The sequence below is a fragment of the Pseudomonadota bacterium genome, assembly GCA_039193195.1.
GTDB lineage: Bacteria > Pseudomonadota > Gammaproteobacteria > Steroidobacterales > JBCBZW01 > JBCBZW01.
On the sequence record JBCCWS010000015.1, the window covers coordinates 90589 to 109149 of the forward strand.

The window sequence follows — 18561 nt, forward strand, 5'->3', positions numbered from 1 at the left end:
GGAAGCTATCGCCATGCCCGATACCAGTCCTCCACCGTCCCTCGCAGCGCCGGTGCTGACGGAGACCTTACCCGCTGGCTGCCACCACTCGCTGCTGCTGCGCCGTGGCTACACCTTGCGCTTGGTGGACCTCTCGGGCGACGCCAACGTGGGGTTGCTGGCGGTAAATCACGACGAGAAGAGCGAGCGCTACAACATGGCGGACACGCTGAAGGCGCAACACGTCTCGCGCCTCGGCTCGCCCCTGGTGCTGTACTCCGACATGGGCCGCGTCTTGCTGTCGATCCCCTACGACAACTTCGGTCACCACGACGCTTTCTGCGGCACCACCACCGCCGAGATGATCACCGAACAGTACGGCGAGGCGGACTTTCAGACCGTACGCAACGACTACTACCGCAACGGCCGCGACGGCCTGCTGATGGAGCTTGGTCGCTGGGGCCTGTCGCGCCGCGACCTCGTCCCGAACATCAACTTCTTCAGCCGCATCCTCACGGACGAGGCGGGCAACATGAGCTTCGATCCTGAGAGCCAGCAGGCGCACGCCACCGTCGACCTGCGCGCGGAGATGCACTGCCTGGTAGTGCTGTCCACCGCGCCCCATCCGCTCGCCCCCTACGCGCAGTATCCGCAGGGAGCGGTCGCCCTGTCCGTGCACTGGACCGGCCCAGCGGGCCCTGACGACCCTTGCCGCCACTCCCGACCGGAGAACGTCCGCGGTTACGAAAACACTGAGGCATGGTTTGCCCAAACACCGCAGGGGCCGCAAGCATGAACGCAGCAACACCGATCTCCAGCACTACCGTGCGCGCGGGCGCGCCACTGCTCGCGCCCGTGCGCGCCGGGCAGATCTGCCGCATCATCGATACGCTCGGCAATGAGGCGGTCGATGCCTTCTTCTTCAACGCCGACGACCCCATCGAGCGCTACTCCGCCGTAGACACGATCCGCGCCCAACGCAACGTGTACCTCACCACCGGCTCCACCCTCTTGTCGACGGAAAACCGCCCCATGCTCACGATCCTCGCCGACACGGTGGGGCGCCACGATACGTTGGGAGGCGCCTGCGCTTCAGAGAGCAACACCGTGCGCTACGCGCACAGCAAGAAGTTCATGCACAACTGCCGCGATAGCTTTCTCATCGCCATGCTCTCGGACCACGACGATCTCACCAAGCGCGACCTTACGGCCAACGTCAACTTCTTCATGAACGTGCCCATCACGCCGCAGGGCGGCCTCACCTTCGAGGACGGCATCAGCGGCCCCGGCCACTACGTGGAGATGCGGGCGCAGATGAACGTGCTGGTGCTGCTCTCCAACTGCCCGCAGCTGAACAACCCCTGCAGCGGCTTCAACCCCACGCCCATCGAGTTCGTCGTCTACGACGGCGCGAGCGCGGACTAGCAGGCGACCCCATGTTGCGACGGGTACTGATCGCCAACCGCGGCGCTATCGCCACGCGGATTCAGCGCACCCTGCGCACGATGGGAATCGAGAGCGTGGCGGTGTTCGCCGAAGCGGACCGCGCCTCATCTCACGTGGGCGCGGCGGACCGCGCCGTGTGCCTCGGCGAAGGCAGCGCGCTCGCCACCTACCTCAACGGTGACCGGCTGATCCAGATCGCGCGCGCACACGAGGTCGACGCGATCCACCCCGGCTACGGATTCCTATCGGAGAACGCCGCCTTCGCGCAGGCCGTCGAAGCGGCAGGGATCGTGTTCCTCGGCCCGACGCCCCGTCAGATCGAGTGCTTCGGTCTCAAGCACGAAGCGCGCGAGATCGCCATCGAGGCCGAGGTGCCCCTGCTCGCCGGCTCTGCCCTGCTCGGGAGCGTCGAGGATGCGCTCGTCGCCGCCGAGCAGATCGGCTGGCCGGTGATGCTCAAGAGCAGCGCCGGCGGTGGCGGCATCGGCATGCGCCCCTGCGCGGATGCGCAAGCCCTGCGCGACGCCTACGAGATCGTGCAAGGCCAGGCCGCGAGCAGCTTTGGCGATACTCGCGTGTTCCTCGAGCGCCAGGTCACGGTCGCCCGACACGTGGAAGTGCAGGTATTCGGCGACGGAGTGGGTCAGGTCGTGGTGCTCGGCGATCGTGATTGTTCGCTTCAGCGGCGCAACCAGAAGGTGATCGAGGAAGCCCCGGCGCCCGCCCTGCCGGCGCCCGTGCGCAGCGCCATGCACGCGGCGGCTCAGCGCCTCATGGCACACGTCGCCTACCGCTCCGCGGGCACCGTCGAGTTTCTCTACGACCGCGACCGCGAGGCCGTCTACTTCCTGGAGGTCAACGCGCGCCTGCAGGTAGAGCACGGCGTGACCGAACTGGTCACCGGAGTCGATCTCGTCGAGTGGATGCTGCGAGTTGGCGCCGGCGAGGGCGAGTTCCTGCACCCGCCGCAGGTGCGCGGCGCGGCGATTCAAGCGCGAGTCTACGCCGAAGATCCGGCCCGCGGTTTTCGCCCGGCCCCGGGACTAATCACGGGCATGCAGCTCCCGCCGTCCAGCAATGGTGAGGTGCGGGTGGACGGCTGGGCGCGCGCTGGCGTGACGGTGCCAGCGGAGTTTGACCCGCTGTTGGTCAAGATCCTCGCCCTGGGGGAGGATCGCGAAGCCGCCCGCAAGCGTCTGCGCGAGCACCTGAGCGCCACGCGCATCGACGGCATCCAAACCAACCTATCGTATCTGATCGCTTCCCTGGATCTCGACGAGTTCGTCGCTGAACGTCACACCACGGCCAGCGCCGCTAGCGTGCGCAGCGCGCCACGCAGCCTGGAAGTGCTCGCGCCGGGCACGGCCAGCACCGTGCAAGACGTGAAAGGGCGCCTGGGCTACTGGCACGTTGGCGTGCCGCCCTCCGGCGCCTTCGACACCCGCTCCCTAGCGCGCGCCAACGCACTGGTCGGGAACGCCAACAACGCCTCCGGCCTGGAATGCCTGGCCGAGGGCCCCATCCTGCGCTTCTCCCACGATGGCTACATCGCCCTGTGCGGGGCACGCACGGTGGCCACCGTCGACGGTGCACCAGTACCCCATGACACCATGGTCGCCGTGCGCGCTGAGCAACAGCTGCGCGTGGGCGCCATCGCCACCGACGGGGAGGGCATGCGCACGTACATCGCCGTGGCGGGCGGCATCGACGTGCCAACCACGCTGGGCAGCGCCGCCACCTTCGACCTCGGTGCCTTCGGTGGCCATGCTGGTCGCGCACTACGCGCGGGCGACGTGCTGCCCCTCGGGGAAGCAAAGGCGCCACCCTTCCCAGCCCCTCCACCTGCCGCCCCGCTCGGCGAGCGCACCACCTTGCGCGTAGTGCAGGGGCCCCTGCTTGCGCCGGACTTTCTGACCGACGCCTACCTCGATACCTTCTACGCTACCGAGTGGACCGTGCACTACCACTCCTCGCGCACGGGAATTCGCCTGCAGGGCCCAACGCCCGAGTGGACGCGCGCGGATGGCGGCGACGCGGGCCTGCACCCGTCCAACGTGCACGACAACGCCTACGCCTTCGGCGCCATCGACTTCACCGGCGACATGCCAATCGTGCTGGGACCCGACGGACCCAGCCTCGGCGGCTTCGTGAGCCCGGCGGCGATCGCCGCCGCGGATCGTTGGAAACTCGGTCAGCTGCGACCCGGCGACCGCGTGCGCTTTGCCCCCATCGGCTTGGCCCAAGCGCGCACTGCCCTCGCTGAGCCAGAGGCGATGGATCACTCGCCCGCGCTAGGATGGCGCGAGAGCGCGGATGAGGTGATCCTGGCGCGCGACAGCGAACGCGATGTGGTGCTGCGCGCCGCCGGTGACAGCTTCCTCCTGCTGGAGTTCGGCGCCCCCGAACTCGACCTCGCCGAACGAGTAAGGGTGGAAGCGCTCAGTCGTTGGTTGAGCGAACGCGCAGACCCGGCCGTGCTGGAGCTGACCCCCGGCGTGCGCTCCCTGCAGCTGCGCGTGGAGCCCCAGACAGATCGAGACCAGATTCTGACCCTGCTTCAAGATGGCCTTGATGCGCAGGGAGATGGCGCCTCCCTAGAGGTGGCGAGCCGCATCGTCCACCTGCCCCTCGCCTGGGATGACCCCGATACGCAAGAAGACACGGCGCGTTACGCACGTACCGTGCGCGCCGATGCTCCCTGGTGTCCGCGCAACATCGAGTTCATTCGCCGCATCAACGGCCTTCGCGACGAAGACGAGGTCAAGCGCATCGTTTACGACGCCAGCTACCTAGTGCTAGGTCTAGGCGATGTCTACCTCGGGGCCCCCGTGGCTACCCCCATCGATCCACGCCACCGCCTGGTCACCACCAAGTACAACCCGGCCCGCACCTGGACGCCGGAGAACGCCGTCGGCATCGGCGGCGCGTACCTGTGCATCTACGGAATGGAAGGCCCGGGCGGCTACCAGTTCGTCGGCCGCACGGTGCAGGTGTGGAACCACTACCGCGCGGGCATCGCGCCCTTCGTCCAACCCTGGCTTCTACGCACCTTCGATCAGCTGCGCTTCTTCGAAGTTACCCACGAGGAGCTGATGGAGATGCGGCGAGACTTCCCCCTTGGCCGCCTGCCCCTGCGCATCGAGGACACGGCGTTCCGCCTGGCGGAGCATGGGTCCTTCCTGCGAGAGCACAGCGAGGCGATCGAGTGCTTCCGTCACACCCAGCAAACTGCCTTCGACGCCGAACGCGCGCGTTGGGCGAAGCAGGGCTACGACCCCGCCGAGAGTGCGCCACCCCCCGCAGCCTCGCCCCTGAATGAGTCGGATATGGACGGCACCGCGATCGCATCCCCGGTGATGGGCGCCGTGTGGAAGGTGCTCAAAGCGCAGGGTGACCGCGTGGACGCCGACGAGACGGTGATGATCGTCGAATCCATGAAGACCGAGATCGCCGTGTCGACGCCGGTGGCCGGCGTGCTCAGCGAGCTCCTGGCCGAAGCCGGCACACAGGTTGATGCGGGCCAGGCCGTGGCCTTGGTAACCCAGAATCCCTAGGCGATGGCGGTGAGGACGACGCTGCCCGTCGCCCTACTCATCTGCCTGGTACTGCTGGCGGGTGCAGCGGAGGCTCACCTGCTAAACATGACGCGCGTTACCGTCGCCCAATGGGAGCACGAGGCCGGTGAGCTGCAGGTGGAGATCGATCTCGGCCAATCGCTGCTGAGCCCCCATGCCTACTGGGCGCTTAGCAAGGCGCCAATCGATGCGCGCAGGCAAGGGTTGGTCGCGGTGCTAGGGCAGTTGGAAGGGGGCATCGTGCTCACGGTCGACGGCGTGCGGGTGCGCCCGACCTTCCTCGACGTGGAGCTTCAGGCGGACTCCCTCGGCGCCATCCGCAACCCGCTAACACCGCAGATGGCGCGCCTGCGCTGGGCCCTGCCACCAGCAGCGGGTGCGCAGCTGGAGGTGTCCCTGCGCCCCGATTTGGACGTGCCATGGCCCTGCTTGGTGCGCAGCGACAGCGATCGGCGTGAACTACCGCGGTCGGATCTGCTCACGAGGGATCGGCGCAGCACCGGCGCCATGAGTCTCACCGCGGACACGTCCGCCTCGTCATCCCCCGGGTCCTTGGGCACCGTGGCCGCGGTGTACACGGGCTTGGGCTTCGAGCACATCCTGCCGCGAGGCTTGGATCACGTGCTGTTCATCATCGGCCTGGTGCTGGTGGGCGGTAGCGCGCGACAACTAGCGCTCCTGCTATCCTGCTTCACCGTCGCCCATTCGGTGACCCTCGCCACGGCGATACTCGGCGCATTCCGCCTGCCACCGGTGCTCGTAGAGCCGCTCATCGCGGCGTCGATCGCCTACATCGGCCTCGAGTGCTTGCTGCGGCGAGCACCTGGGCGGGCGACCTCGCGCTACGCTCTGGTATTCGCCTTCGGCCTGCTTCACGGGCTCGGTTTTGCCCAGGTGCTGGCGGACATCGGCTTGCCCGACGGGCGCTACCTGTTGGCGCTTGTGTCCTTCAACGTAGGCGTAGAGCTCGGGCAGCTGAGCGTGCTCGCGATCGCCCTGCTCCTGCTCTCCCGCTGGCAGCGAAGGCCTTGGTACGAAGCCTGCATAGAAACACCAGGGGCGACGCTAGTGGCTGGCACAGGTCTGTACTGGCTTTGGCAGCGGCTGGCGTAGGCCTAGGGACCGGACCGCCCGCAAGGAGTGCGAATGCTCAACGCAGTGAAAGCGAATCGTAGGCGGGTGACCTCCCGCCTGCTCGGCGTAGGGGGCACGGCCCTCGCCCTGGCGGCCGTGGACCACGGTGTGGCGGCGCTCGATGACATGCGCATCGACTTCGACCCCGCTGGGCGCGCGCAGGGCCAATTCCCAGCACGCTGGATCCACGGCTCGAAGTCCGCCATGGACAACGACGATCCCCCCGTGCAGGTGCACGCCTACAACGCGCACACGTTCATCCTGCGCGAGAACAAGGCGATCAACTACGAAGGCGCCTTCATGTACCTGTTCTTCGGCAACGGCCAGGCGATGCTGATCGACCAGGGGTCGACCTCCTCGCCCGCCCTATTCCCCCTGCGTGAGGTGGTCGACAGTATCCTGCGCGAGTGGGCTCAGACACACGGCGTGGAGGAGCCCCAGCTCATCGTGGCCAACAGTCACCTGCACGGCGATCACTACGCCGCCTGGAATCAGTTCGTAGACCGCCCGAACACCATCATGGTGGGGCTCACGCACGAGGAGATGATGGCCTTCTGGGGCTTTGAGGATTTCCCGGCGCAGCGAATCGAGTTCGACTTAGGCGGGCGCACCTTCATCGTTACGGGCTCCCCCGGCCACCAGGGCTCGGAGCTCTCGCTCTATGACACGTGGACGGATCTTCTGTACACGGGCGACATGTTCTACCGGGGGCGCCTCTACCTGGACGACTGGGACGCGTGGGCGGCGAGCATTCAACGCCTAGGCACGATCGCCGATGACTACCCCGTCGCCCATCTGGTGAACAACCACATCGAGATGACCACCGCGCCGGGCGTGGACTATCCCATCGGCACGACGTGGCAGCCGCAGGAACCGCCGATGCAGATGACGCGTGCGATGCTTGACGTTGCCATCGAGGCCTCACGCTCGATCGAGCGCCCCGGCATCTACGTGTTCGATGATTTTCTCATCTACAACGAGATCCCCTGGGCCACCACCACGGACCCCTAGCCGCGAAGGAGCGCGCCGTGCACCCACCCACCCACCGGCACCTTGCGCACAGCGCGCTGTGCGCCGCCTTGATGGCCTCTGGCGCGCAAGCTGCGCCGGCCCCGATCGACTTCAACCCCGCCGACCCCGCACCCGGCAACATGCGCTTCGCCTGGATCCACGGCAGCATCAGCGCTAAGCACAACACTGACCCGCGGGTGCAGGTGCACCGCTACAACGAACACACCTACATCCTGCGGCAGAACCCGGCAGTGCATTGGGAAGCCCCGTTCATGTACCTGCTCATCGGAGAGCGCAACGCGCTGCTGATCGATGCGGGCGCCACCGAGGAGGCAGAGTACTTTCCCCTGCGCTCGCGCGTCGAGGGCGTGCTCGCAAGATGGGCCACTGCTCAGGCCAAGCCAGTACCTCACCTGACGATCATGTTGTCCGGCGATGCACCCGCGCAGACCGCCGGCCTCGCCCAGTTCGTCAATCGCGAGGACACGACGGTCATCACGGCCGATCGGCTGGCCGACTCGCCACGCGTGGTGATGCAGGAAGACGGCAACGCGATCCTCGATCTGGGCGGTGGTCGTACGCTCACCCTGCTGCCCACGCCTGGCGTTTCCCCTACGGGCCTCAGCGCCTACGATCCCTACACGGACTTTCTTTTCACGGGAACGACCTTGCTTCCCGGGCGAATCGTCATTCGCGACTTCTTCGCCTATACGCAGAGCCTGGATAAGCTGACGACATTCAGCGCAGAGTATCCAGTGAAATGGTTGATGGGGGCCCACATCGACATGAGCACAACCCCAGGGGTGGATTATCGTCTGCGCAGCAACTATCGCCCGCGCGAGCATGCGCTCGAGCTGCCAGCGTCAGCCCTAGCCGATTGCCGGGCGGTGGTCACGCTGATCAATGGCCGCGAGTGGGTCGAGGCCCTACCCGACCTTATCGTGATGCACGGTGTCGGACGCGGTGAGCGCCCCTACGGCTACCCCGTGTATACGCCAGCGCTCATGCAACGGCATTGGCTGCGCTAATACTCGCCGCTTCCCGCGCTAATCCAACGCCCGACGCCGCCGCTCCTCGAGCGCGTCCTTACACTCGGCAATGTCCCGAAACATCCCTGGGCGATACCTGCCGGAGGCGGTGCGCCCACCTTCTCCGTAGTCGGCATAGTAGCGCTCACACCAGTCCTCATCTCCCTCACCCTCGTCCTTGCACTGGGCGATCTGCGCCGCGCGGAGCGGGCCAAGGCGGACCTCTCGAGCCGTTTCACAGCGCTCGTCGAGCTGCTCCAGAGTCATCTGGGTCAAGGGTACGGCCCTTGAGGGCTGGGGGCGTGGCGCAGCCTGGGGGGCGCGGGCATCGGGCGCGCGGGCTGCGGGAACCACGGGTTTGGCGGGGGCAGGCGCAGAGCGCGTAGGTCCGCCTGTGGGGACGATGATCTCGCGTGCCTCGATGTGGTCCGGCTTTTGATCGGAGACATGGACCACGCCGTCCTCATCCACCCAGCGATAGACGGTTTGGTCGGCGTTCACCCCCCCACTCGCGAGCCAAAGGCAAGCGAGGGCTGTGATCACTGCGCGATTCGAGGATGCCATGGCACTCACGCTAGCACCGTGCGTCGAAACGCTGCAGGTCAATCGGTGCCGATCAGGGGACGGTTTCCGTCCGCCTATCGGATCGAGCGCGAGCGCGCCACCCTTGCCAGCTTACCGCAGCCCTCGAGGCCACCGAGGGTGCCGTCGAAGGCGGGGCTGAGTTTCGATGCAGGATCATCGGTTCGCGCGACATCGGATGTCCCCTAGCTGTCAGCTTTTGTCCTCGCGCCCGAGCAGCCCTATGCGTCATTTTATGCGGCAGTCGATGGGGCTAGTCTGGTGGCGCCATCGCCGCACAGCGCGACGGACCCTGGCCGGGTCCACCCGCGGCGTGTGTGATCCGAAGCACCGTGAGAGGGAGCTCACATGCGGACAAAAAGACTGCTTCAATGACCCCCGCCTTGCACAACCTGCCGCGCGTTGGTTCCGCTGCGATCGCGTCCACCGTGGCCTTCGCCCTGGCACGCGGAGTTCCGATCTCGAGACTTGAGGCCGCGAGCGGCACCAGTATTCAAGAGCTCTTGGTGCCTTCCGAGCGCCTACCGCTGACGCTGCGCGGGGTAATCTGGCAGGAGATCGCCCGAAGCAGCCCAGATGAGGATCGGCTGCTGTCCTTCGAAATGGCCGCCACCTCTGGCTTTAGCGCGATGGGCGGCTTGGCTGATGCGGTGCGAGTGGCCCCGGATTTGCGCTCAGCACTGCAATTTCTCATCGATAACAGTCGCCTGCTTGGAGATGACGTGGCCTTTGCCCTCGATGAGTCTCGCCGCTTCGCAGCGTTTTTCATGTCCCAAAGGCGTATGGGGCCGGGGGATGAACTCGCGGCTGAAGCCGGCACCGCCCTGAAGCTGCGTCTGATGCGTGAGGTACTACAGGGCGAGCTCGCCCTGCGAGACTTCACTGTGCAGTGGGCACCGAAGGCGAGCCTCGCCTGCTACCTGCGCGCGTGGGGAGCGGTACCTACCTTCGAGCAGGGTACGGGCGTCGCACTCGTGTTCGACAAGCAGACCCTCGATCAGCCGTTGTGCAGCTCGAACCTCGAGCGCTTCCGCGCCTATGACCTTCAGTTTGAGTTGCAACGCCGTCTGCTCGGTCAGGCGCCGGCACGTGTGGACCCTCACGCACGGCTGCAGCGGGCCATCGCGCAGCAGATCGAGTCCGGCGATTACAGCGTTCGAGGCGTCGCCCGCGAAGCTGGCATGTCCGTACGGTCCGCACAGCGAATCGCCGCAGCTAGTGGCCAGTCCCTGCGCCACCTGATCGATGATTCACGGGCCATACTCGCCAAGAAGTTGATGATGCGCGATCCCCTTAGGCCCATCGGCGATGTGGCCTTTCGGGTTGGTTACTCCGACGAACGTGCCTTTCGCCGCGCCTTCAAGCGCTGGACGGACATGACCCCGAGCGACTTCAGACGCACCCTGTTGCACGTCGCCACAAGTCCATGAGCACCCACCCGATCCCGGCGTGTGTGATGGCCAGATCTGTCCGGTCACTGCCAGGATCAGTCCTGTGTCCGCTCCCGGAGCAGTGCTAGCGTTGCGAGTGCTCCTGCCAACCTACGCGAGAGGCGCCTGAACGATGATCATCGTCCGAACACTGCTGTTCCTAACGCTCGCGATCGGTATCTCAACGCCGAGCAGCGCCGAGCAGGTCAGCCTGTCGATCATCATCTCCTGGCAGGGCAAGGGCCAGGTGTTCGCTGTGGCGCCGCGTCGTCTGCGTTTCCTCGGCGCAATCGAGGGGATCATGTACGTCGAGACCACATCCGGCGACATGGATGAGGCCTTCGTGCGTTGTCCCATCGTGGAGGAGATCTCGGCTGACGATCGCGCTTCAGCAGGCACCGGCAGCTGCGAAATCTCGGTAGCTCCGGGCGATACGCTGTTTGCCTCGATGAGATGTCGCGGGCGGCCAGGCGCCTGCCGCGGTGAGTTCGAGCTCATCGGTGGCACGGGACGTTTCGAGGGCGTGCAGGGCCGAGGCCAGATGACCGTGCGGTCAGCAATCCATACGCTCGCCGCTGACCTGTCGGAGGGCACGGTGCTGGACATCGGCGCGGGACTCATCCAGATCCCTGCGCTAGCAGTAGACTTGCCTACATCGGCGATTCCGAACGGCGCACGGCAGTAACAGGTCGAGCAGATGAACAAGGCCATAGCGCTCACTGCCACATTGCTCGCGACTATTACCCTCGGCGCAGCCACTGCGAATACGTCGAACTCCATGCGCTGTAGCGGGAGGCTCGTTTACGCAGGCGGAGCCGACGGGTCACACATGCACGAAGTCCTGCGCAAATGCGGTCAGCCCACCGCTAAGCTCAGCAACTTCTGGATCTATGAACGCCAAGGGAAACGCTCCGTGCTGGAGTTCGACCATCGCGGTCGCTTGTACCGCATCGAGAACGAGCGCCTATAGCAGCGGCGGCCGCCCGCCTCGGCGACTTGGCAGCGAGCTGAACACGGCTCTATCTGACATCGATAGTCCGCCACGCGTCGGGAAGTGTCCTGGTTCGGCCGTAGGCCCTGCGGCATGTTGAGCACAGGTTTGTGGGGGCGTTGTGCACGTGAATGGGAAGAAGACATGACCGCGAGTCGGTCGCTGAGTCGCACTCAGTGGGCGCTACAGGGAATCATCGCCGCAGTGCTGCTCGCTAGCGCAGCGGCAAACCTCAGCGGCGCCATGGTCGAGCAGATTACCCGCCTCGGCTACCCAGCCTACCTGTGTCAGATCCTCGGTGCTGCCTACCTCATCGCGATCATTTGTCTGTACCAACCTAGATACCGATTCCTTCAGGAGTGGGCATTCGCCGGCGTCGCCGTGTCATTCGTCGGCGCTGCTGGCTCGCACCTGTTCGCTGGCGACCCGATCACCAGAGCGATCCCTGCGATCGGATTGCTGCTCATCCTAATCGCCGCCTACGCGCTTCGCAGGCACATCGAGAGCCACACACTGCCCCTCGCAACGATCCCATAGGTGAAGAGAACGACCGGCGTGACGACGCTCAGACTCGGCTCTTTGTGCGATCGCCGAGCCTAACGCTGGGGCCGTCGCGCCAACCTCGTTCGCCGCGGATTGGCTTGAGCCGAACGCAGCATCCCACGCACGGAGGGGCTGATCGCACGGGAGCCTACCCTTCCCCCGCATCGTCAGCACCACGTGGTGTTGATGCCAAGGTATGCTCTATGGGCATGACTGCGCCCTCATCGAAACCCCAATCCGCACGCATACTCGCCACTATGGCATCCACGACGGCGGCGTTTGCCCTGTCCCGCGGCATGAGCATGAGGGAGGTGGAGCGCGTCTGCGGCGTCTCCGGTCTGGCTATCGTCGATCCCAACGCGCGACTGCCGGAAGATGTGTTACCGCGCCTATGGCGGGCGATCGACGCGCGTGAACCCGGCGAAGCCCTATGCATTCAGATGGCCAGCGCAGCCCCGTTAACGTACTTCGGCGGCCTCGCCCACGGCATTCAGTTCGCAGACACGGTGCGCACGGCCATGCGCTTCATGATCCGCAGCCGCGTCCTACTCGCCGATCGCCTGAGCATGGCGCTCGAGGAAAAGCCTGAAGCGGCGCGGGTCATCGTCGCTCACCCCGCCGACGACATGGACCGGGGGCTCACGGCCCAGTGCGGGGCGGCGATCGCGGCGCGACTGCTCACAGAAGTGCTAGGCGTGGCGGAGGGGCTCTCGGCAGTCGAATTCGCCCACCCTGCTTACGGCCCCCGCCGGGTGTACGAGGAGCACTTCGCTGCGCCCGTCACTTTCGAGGCGCAACACAGCGCCCTAGTGCTGCGCCCGAATTGCCTGGACGCTGAAGTCAGCCGAGCAAACCTCGAGCTATTCGCCTACGTCGAGCAACACTTCGCGCAGGTGATCCGGCGGATTGAAGGGCCCACCGCAATCACTGCCCTAGCGCCTTTGCGCCAGGCGATTGCGCAAAGCGCGTCCTTGAGTGACTTCAATGCCGAGTCCATCGCCGCGCGAGGAGGACTCTCCGTGCGTGCCGCCCAGCGGCTCGCTAACACCAATGGCACCACCCTTAAGGCACTGATAGAAGAAGTACGCCTCGACACCGCACGAGAGTTGCTTCGCAACCCTCGCATCACGATCGAGGCGGTCGCCGATCTGGTGGGCTATTCCGATGCCCGCGCCTTCCGCCGTGCGTTCAAGCGCTGGACCGGTGAAACACCGACTGCCTACCGCCAGGCCAACGCCCACCTCGGGCCGTAGGTGCGCGGTGCTAGAGCCGAGGGCCAACCTATAGCTGCTAGTGGGCCGCTTGGTAAGTAAAGTAACGCTCAGTCTGCGTAGGGGCAGCGTCAGCAAGGCACGTCGCGCAGCCACTGGCAAGCGATGCAACGCCACGGACGCTGCCCCTGTGCAGACCCGAAGGGCGAGTAGCACGGGCGTCACCTTAACTTACCAAGCGGCCCACTAGGACTAAGCACGCCAAGTCGGTGTCGCGAATGGTCCTCGCTATGGGCTGAACTCGATGGCAGCGTGCTCACGACGCCAATCGCTAGGGAGAGTACTTTGGCCGCTGCCATTGCGAACGGGACACGCTACGGATCTATCGCCGCGCTTGCGCTCACGCTGCTAGCGGGTGGCGCCCGCGGTGATCTGACCGCCTCACGCTTGCTGGACGAAAGCGGCCACGACGATGCGCAGCTGGCGAGCCTGCTCGCCGGCGCCACGCTCAGTGGCGGGGTGGCCGAGATGGAGGCGTCGAAGAGCCAGCTCGCGGCGGCGAGCCTAGCCTGGACCGCGGTGCCCTACGAGCGGGCGGTCGCGCTTATCGAGCAAGGAGATCCTCGAGTTGGCGCAAAAACCTGGGCCATCAGCGGTGCGCAGACCTTCTCTGCTCTGCAGCTGCCGGCCGACGATCTACAGACCCTGCGAAGCAAAGGTCATCGCGCATTCAACCTGAGCGCTGAAGAATCGCAGACGCTGCGCGAAGCCGCCGGTGGCGACGAGGTACTGTCCCTCTACCGAGCCATGTTGGCGCAACGCGCCACCGCATATCAGCGCGCGGGACGAGCGGCCATCGCCCCGTACCAGCGCGGGCGCCGCGGTGAGGTCGACCCGGCGGAGGAGCTGGCCCGCGCGACGGCCTCCGTGCGCGGCTCGGGGGCGACCTTCGACGCCCTGCGTGCCTTGTTGGACAGCGCCGAGAACGGCGTGCCTGATGGGGACCAGGACCATCGCCTGCAGCTGGTCGAGAACACCGTGCAAGATCGGGTGCATCACGCTCTTCGCCACATGATGCTGCTCAAAGCCGACGAGGGCATGGTCATCGTAGAGCGCCAGTTCTACTCGAGCCATAGCTACGATGCGCTGCAGATCATCGTCGGTCTACTGCCTCACGAGAATGGCACCCTAGTCGCCGTGTTCGGGCAAACGAGCACCGATCGTGTGGCCGGCGTGGGCAGCAACCTCGCCCACTCGATCGGACGCGGTCGCTCCGCCGAAAGCTACGCGGACTACGCCACCCTGGTGCGCGACGCCATCGACGCATTGCCTTGACGAACCACTCGATGGACCGTCAGCACGTCTCGGGATTTGAGGGATGTGCAAAGCGTCAACTGGTGGCTAGCGAGGCCCCGGTCGCCGAGTCGAGCGGCGCCTCCGACTTGCGCTCCGGCGAGGGCACTGCGAAGAAGATCGCGTACAGTACGGGCACCACGACCATGGTCAACACGGTGGCGAAGGACAGGCCAAAGATAATCGTCACCGCCATCGACACGAAGAAAGCATCCCCGAGCAGCGGTATCATGCCGAGGACCGTGGTGAGCGCGGCCATCGCCACTGGTCGCAGGCGACTGACCGATGCTTTGACGATGGCGTCGTAGGGCCCCTCGCCTTCGCCCTTCTTTAGCTCAATCTCATCGACAAGCACGATCGCGTTCTTGATCAGCATGCCTGAGAGACTGAGAAAGCCCAGCAGCGACATGAAGCCAAACGGCTGCCCTGTCAGCAGCAATCCCGCGCTCACCCCAACCAGCGCTAGGGGCACCATGCACCAGATCACGAGCGGTTGGCGCGCCGAGTTGAACAGGGCGACGACGATCAGCACCATCGCGAGCAAAAAGAACGGCAGGCTCGCGAGGATGCCCGCCTGGCCCTGCCCCGTATCGCGAAACTCCCCCCACCACTCAAGTGAGTAGCCAGGAGGCAGCGGGAGGGCATCAATCTGCGGCTTCACTCGCTCGAGGATGCGCGTAGTGACTTGGCCCGACATGGGATCGGCGTGCACGGTTAGCGTTGGCGTGCGGTTGAGGCGCTCGATGATTGGATCGCGCAGGCGCGTATCGAAGGACGACACCACCTGGCGCAGAGGCAGTGACTCGCCTGCGGCGGGACTCCAGATGAGGAGGTTGTTGAGATTGTCTACGTTGTTGCGTTCCTCCGCGCGGGCACGGATCACGATTGGCAGCAGCTCATCGTCCTCTCGGAACTGGGCGATGACCTCGCCCTCGAAGCCGGCACGTACCGTACTCGCCACATCGGGTCGCTCGATGCCTGCGCGGTTGCTTTCGATCGGCGCTAGCACCGGCTGCACGTAGGGCACTCGGTTGCGCCAATCCGAACGGATCGCCTTGAGGCGACCGTCATCCCGCATGATCTGCATCGCTTGGGCTTCAAGCTCGCGCAGCACGTTGGCGTCCGCGCCGGAGAAACGCGCCTGCACCTTGCCGCCGCTGCCGGGGCCGAGAATGAAGCGTTTGCCGTAGATCTGTGCCTCCGGTAGGCGGGGGCCGAGCTCGCCTTCGATACGGTCGATTAGCGCCGGCCCCGCGCGGTAGTCCTCGATGTCGACGATGAGCTGCGCGTAGGCGCTGTTCTGATCCTCTTGGTTGTAGGTGAGCAGGAAGCGCAAGGCGCCAGCACCCACCACGGCGCTGACCGTGCTGACCTGCGGCTGCTGCTCGAGGTAGTCTTCGATCTGCGCCACCACCGCATTGGTTTGTTCGATGCCCGTGCCCTGGGGCAGCCAGACGTCGAGCATGATCTGCGGCCGGGTCGACTCCGGAAAGAAGCTCTGGTCAACGTAGCGAAAGCCGTAGAGCGAGGCAGCGAACAGACCGACCACGGCGACCACCGTGAGCCAGCGGAAGCGGATCGCGCCTTCCAATAGCAGTCGATACGCGCCGTAGAGTAGTCCGCCGTACGCCTCCTTCTGCGGCGCGTTGGGATCGGGTTGCTTCAAACACACCACGCACACGAGCGGTGTGACGGTCATCGCTGTGACCCAGCTCAGGGACAGGGAGATGAGCACCACCTGAAACAAGCTGCGGCAGAACTCTCCCGTACTGTCGTCGGACAGGCCGATGGCACCGAAGGCCATGATGGCCACCGCCGTCGCCCCCAGCAGGGGGATGGCCGTCTGCCCGACCACTTCGATCGCCGAGTCCTCGGCGCTCATCCCGCGCTGCATGCGCACGAGCATGCCATCGACCACCACGATGGCATTATCCACCAGCATACCTAGGGCGATGATCAACGCACCGAGCGAGATCCGCTCAAGCGCCACGCCCCAGGGATCCATGAAGATGAAGGTGCCAGCGATAGTGAGCGTTAGGATGAAGCCGATGATCAAACCGCTGCGCACCCCCATGAACACCAACAACACCGCCACGACGATCAGCACAGCTTCGACCAGGCTCACGACAAAGCCCGAGATAGCGCTGGTGACCGCATCGGGCTGCATGGAAATCACGCCGAACTCCAGGCCGAGGGGAATCTGTTCGAGGATCTCCTGGGTACGCGTGTCGATCGCCGCGCCCATTTCGACAACGTTGCCCCCGGCCGCCGTCGAAATGCCAATGCCGATGGCTTCTTGGCCATCGAAGCGCAGGATCCGTGAGCGAGGCTCCACGTAGCCTCGTTGGATCGTGGCGATGTCGCGGAGGTAGATCTGCGCGTCGCTCTGCTCGCCCTTCACCAGAAGATCGCCAATGGCCTCGCTCGAGGTGAAGGTGCCCGTGGGATCGATAGCGATCAGGTTGGCGCCCACCTGCACGCGTCCCGCATCGACCACCAGGTTCTTATCGACGATGGACGCCTCGAGGCTAGCCGGTGTGATCCCGAGCTGCATAGCCCTATCTCGATCGAGCTCGATGTAGATCGCCTCCGTGCGATCGCCCCACAGCTCCACCTTGGCCACGTCTTTAACGAGCAGGTACTCGCGGCGCAGATCCTGTGCCACGCGTTTGAGTTCTGCGGCCGTGTAGCCGGAACCGTACAGAGCGACGAAGATGCCGTAGACGTCACCGTAGTCATCTTCCACCGCTGAGGGCCCCGCCATCGGCGGTAACTCCCCCTGCATATCGTTGACCTTACGCCGCAGCTCGTCCCATACCTGGGGCAGTTCGTCTGGGCCGTACTGATCCTTGACGGTGACCGTGACGATTGACAGTCCGCGTTCGGAACGCGACTCCACCTCCTTGGTCTGCCCCATCTGCTGCACGGCGCGCTCGATCTTCTCCGTCACCTCGCGCTCCACCTCGGCGGGCGAGGCGCCGGAGTAGCTCGTGATCACCAGCGCTTTCTTGATGGTGAACTCGGGATCTTCCAGGCGGGAGAGATCCTGATAGGTCAGCAACCCTCCGACAAACAACACCGCCGTCAGCATCAAGGTCGTGAAGCGGTTGCGCAGGGAAATCGCGGCCAGGTTCATGGACCCACACTCCAAGGGGAAACCGTCATTCGAAGCGCCTCACCTTCATGCCCTCGGCCAGTTGTGCAGCTCCGGTGGCAGCGATGACCTCGCCACCGCTCAAGCCCGCCAGCACCGTCACTCGATCTTCATGCAAGGACCCGAGCAGCACCTCCCGCCCCGTGACGGTCATGCTCTGCGTGTCGATCACCCACACCCGGCCCTGCGCCTGCGTCGTAGACGCAAGAGCAGAGAGAGGGATGTCAACGATGGCGGCAGCGCCCTCGAAGCGCCCCTTCACTCGGGCCGTCATGCCGGGCAGCAACGTGATGTCTTGGGGTGCGTCGAAGGCGATGCGAGCCGCGAAGGTGCGGGTGGTGGCATCCGCGCGCGCCGCCACCTCCGTGATACGCCCAGGGAGTTCGATCCCGGGCAGCGCGTTGAAGGTGATGCGGGGCGAGATCTCGGCCGTGAGCAACTCGAGGTCCGCGGCCGACAGGCCATTGCCGGGGCGGCCTCGTTCCAACACGTCGCGTTCCGGCACAGCCACCTCCACTTCGATCCTCGCCAGATTCTCGACGATCACCACCGGTTGCTTGGCCTGCACGTTTTCGAACTGCTCGATCAGCCGCCGCGACACCACGCCGTCGAAGGGGGCACGCACCGTGCAGTCCTCCACCGCTTTGCGCGCCTGTGCTACCTGCGCCTGGGCCACTTCCAAGGCGCGGCGATCGCTGTCGATGCGCTCGACGGTGATCGCCCCTGGGTCCTCCGCATAGACGCTCTCGCTGCGTTGCAAGTCCGCCTGTGCCTTGCGCAGGTCGGCTTGAGCGATATCCAGGTTGGCGCGGTAGTCGCGATCGTCCAAGGTGGCGAGCACATCGCCAGCGGCCACCTTCTGCCCCTCTTGGGCCAGCAAACTGACTACGCGACCGGACACCTCGAAGCCAACGGAAGCCGTATCCGCCGCACGGACCTCACCCGGGTATTCCTGGTCGCGCTCTCCACCGCCTTCATACACCTGGAAGAACTTCACCGGGCGAACAGGCGGGGGTGCGGGCGCAGGCGCCTCGCTACACGCAGTCAGGCACGACCCAACGATGAGCGCACCGATGGCCGTACGTAGCTGGAGGGGATGGCTGATCACGGTCGATCCTATTTCG

15 protein-coding genes are annotated in these 18561 nt (G+C 65.4%); 12 read left to right on the forward strand and 3 right to left on the reverse strand.

Annotated elements, in window-relative coordinates; genetic code table 11:
- Positions 1-13: 13 nt before the first annotated feature.
- From AAGA68_13895 to AAGA68_13920, 6 genes are read left to right on the forward strand one after another with little or no spacing between them, the layout of a single operon-like run.
- A complete protein-coding gene (locus AAGA68_13895) occupies positions 14-775 on the forward strand; it encodes an urea amidolyase associated protein UAAP1 (protein MEM9386152.1) in 762 nt (253 codons plus the stop codon).
- Positions 772-1404 carry an urea amidolyase associated protein UAAP2 gene (locus AAGA68_13900; protein ID MEM9386153.1) on the forward strand — a complete coding sequence of 211 codons (633 nt, stop codon included), beginning with the start codon at positions 772-774 and terminating at the stop codon, positions 1402-1404. Before AAGA68_13895 ends, AAGA68_13900 begins: the two co-directional genes overlap by 4 nt.
- An 11-nt stretch (positions 1405-1415) precedes the next feature.
- Positions 1416-4979: an urea carboxylase gene (gene uca, locus AAGA68_13905; protein MEM9386154.1), complete on the forward strand. Its 3564-nt coding sequence runs from the start codon at positions 1416-1418 to the stop codon at positions 4977-4979.
- Positions 4980-4988: 9 nt separating this feature from the next.
- Positions 4989-6113: a HupE/UreJ family protein gene (locus tag AAGA68_13910; protein ID MEM9386155.1), complete on the forward strand. Its 1125-nt coding sequence runs from the start codon at positions 4989-4991 to the stop codon at positions 6111-6113.
- A 33-nt stretch (positions 6114-6146) separates the two neighbouring features.
- Positions 6147-7145 (forward strand): MBL fold metallo-hydrolase, encoded by a 999-nt coding sequence (locus tag AAGA68_13915; GenBank protein MEM9386156.1) that lies wholly within the window; start codon positions 6147-6149, stop codon positions 7143-7145.
- A 17-nt stretch (positions 7146-7162) separates the two neighbouring features.
- Positions 7163-8173, forward strand: a complete 1011-nt coding sequence (locus AAGA68_13920; GenBank protein ID MEM9386157.1) for an MBL fold metallo-hydrolase — start codon at positions 7163-7165, stop codon at positions 8171-8173.
- An 18-nt stretch (positions 8174-8191) separates the two neighbouring features.
- Here AAGA68_13920 and AAGA68_13925 read toward each other — a convergent pair whose 3' ends face one another.
- A complete protein-coding gene (locus AAGA68_13925) occupies positions 8192-8737 on the reverse strand; it encodes a DUF4124 domain-containing protein (protein ID MEM9386158.1) in 546 nt (181 codons plus the stop codon).
- A 389-nt stretch (positions 8738-9126) separates the two neighbouring features.
- Between AAGA68_13925 and AAGA68_13930 the strand changes: the two genes are divergently transcribed.
- The 6 genes from AAGA68_13930 to AAGA68_13955 all read left to right on the forward strand — a co-directional run bounded on the left by AAGA68_13930 (position 9127) and on the right by AAGA68_13955 (position 14265).
- The gene (locus AAGA68_13930) at positions 9127-10185 is read left to right on the forward strand and encodes a helix-turn-helix domain-containing protein (GenBank protein MEM9386159.1); all 1059 of its coding nucleotides are present in this window, start codon (positions 9127-9129) and stop codon (positions 10183-10185) included.
- A 133-nt stretch (positions 10186-10318) separates the two neighbouring features.
- Complete coding sequence (locus AAGA68_13935; GenBank protein MEM9386160.1) at positions 10319-10870, forward strand: hypothetical protein; 552 nt, start codon at positions 10319-10321, stop codon at positions 10868-10870.
- Between the two features lie 93 nt (positions 10871-10963).
- The gene (locus AAGA68_13940) at positions 10964-11155 is read left to right on the forward strand and encodes a DUF2845 domain-containing protein (protein MEM9386161.1); all 192 of its coding nucleotides are present in this window, start codon (positions 10964-10966) and stop codon (positions 11153-11155) included.
- Between the two features lie 165 nt (positions 11156-11320).
- A complete protein-coding gene (locus AAGA68_13945; GenBank protein MEM9386162.1) occupies positions 11321-11713 on the forward strand; it encodes a DoxX family protein in 393 nt (130 codons plus the stop codon).
- A 263-nt stretch (positions 11714-11976) separates the two neighbouring features.
- Positions 11977-12972, forward strand: a complete 996-nt coding sequence (locus tag AAGA68_13950; protein ID MEM9386163.1) for an AraC family transcriptional regulator ligand-binding domain-containing protein — start codon at positions 11977-11979, stop codon at positions 12970-12972.
- 303 nt (positions 12973-13275) lie between these two features.
- The gene (locus AAGA68_13955) at positions 13276-14265 is read left to right on the forward strand and encodes a hypothetical protein (protein ID MEM9386164.1); all 990 of its coding nucleotides are present in this window, start codon (positions 13276-13278) and stop codon (positions 14263-14265) included.
- A gap of 55 nt (positions 14266-14320) precedes the next feature.
- Here the strand turns inward: AAGA68_13955 and AAGA68_13960 are convergent, their stop codons facing one another.
- The gene (locus tag AAGA68_13960) at positions 14321-17419 is read right to left on the reverse strand and encodes an efflux RND transporter permease subunit (protein MEM9386165.1); all 3099 of its coding nucleotides are present in this window, start codon (positions 17417-17419) and stop codon (positions 14321-14323) included.
- A gap of 25 nt (positions 17420-17444) precedes the next feature.
- On the reverse strand, positions 17445-18545 hold the full coding sequence (locus AAGA68_13965) for an efflux RND transporter periplasmic adaptor subunit (GenBank protein MEM9386166.1): 1101 nt from the start codon (positions 18543-18545) through the stop codon (positions 17445-17447).
- Positions 18546-18561: the final 16 nt, after the last annotated feature.

Excerpts from the sequence above, each read along its gene's own strand:
- AAGA68_13895 (MEM9386152.1), top strand. The coding sequence starts at position 14 with ATGCCCGATACCAGTCCTCCACCGTCCCTCGCAGCGCCGGTGCTGACG.
- AAGA68_13900 (MEM9386153.1), top strand. The coding sequence starts at position 772 with ATGAACGCAGCAACACCGATCTCCAGCACTACCGTGCGCGCGGGCGCG.
- uca (MEM9386154.1), top strand. The coding sequence starts at position 1,416 with ATGTTGCGACGGGTACTGATCGCCAACCGCGGCGCTATCGCCACGCGG.
- AAGA68_13915 (MEM9386156.1), top strand. The coding sequence starts at position 6,147 with ATGCTCAACGCAGTGAAAGCGAATCGTAGGCGGGTGACCTCCCGCCTG.
- AAGA68_13925 (MEM9386158.1), bottom strand. The coding sequence starts at position 8,737 with ATGGCATCCTCGAATCGCGCAGTGATCACAGCCCTCGCTTGCCTTTGG.
- AAGA68_13930 (MEM9386159.1), top strand. The coding sequence starts at position 9,127 with ATGACCCCCGCCTTGCACAACCTGCCGCGCGTTGGTTCCGCTGCGATC.
- AAGA68_13935 (MEM9386160.1), top strand. The coding sequence starts at position 10,319 with ATGATCATCGTCCGAACACTGCTGTTCCTAACGCTCGCGATCGGTATC.
- AAGA68_13940 (MEM9386161.1), top strand. The coding sequence starts at position 10,964 with ATGCGCTGTAGCGGGAGGCTCGTTTACGCAGGCGGAGCCGACGGGTCA.
- AAGA68_13945 (MEM9386162.1), top strand. The coding sequence starts at position 11,321 with ATGACCGCGAGTCGGTCGCTGAGTCGCACTCAGTGGGCGCTACAGGGA.
- AAGA68_13950 (MEM9386163.1), top strand. The coding sequence starts at position 11,977 with ATGGCATCCACGACGGCGGCGTTTGCCCTGTCCCGCGGCATGAGCATG.
- AAGA68_13960 (MEM9386165.1), bottom strand. The coding sequence starts at position 17,419 with ATGAACCTGGCCGCGATTTCCCTGCGCAACCGCTTCACGACCTTGATG.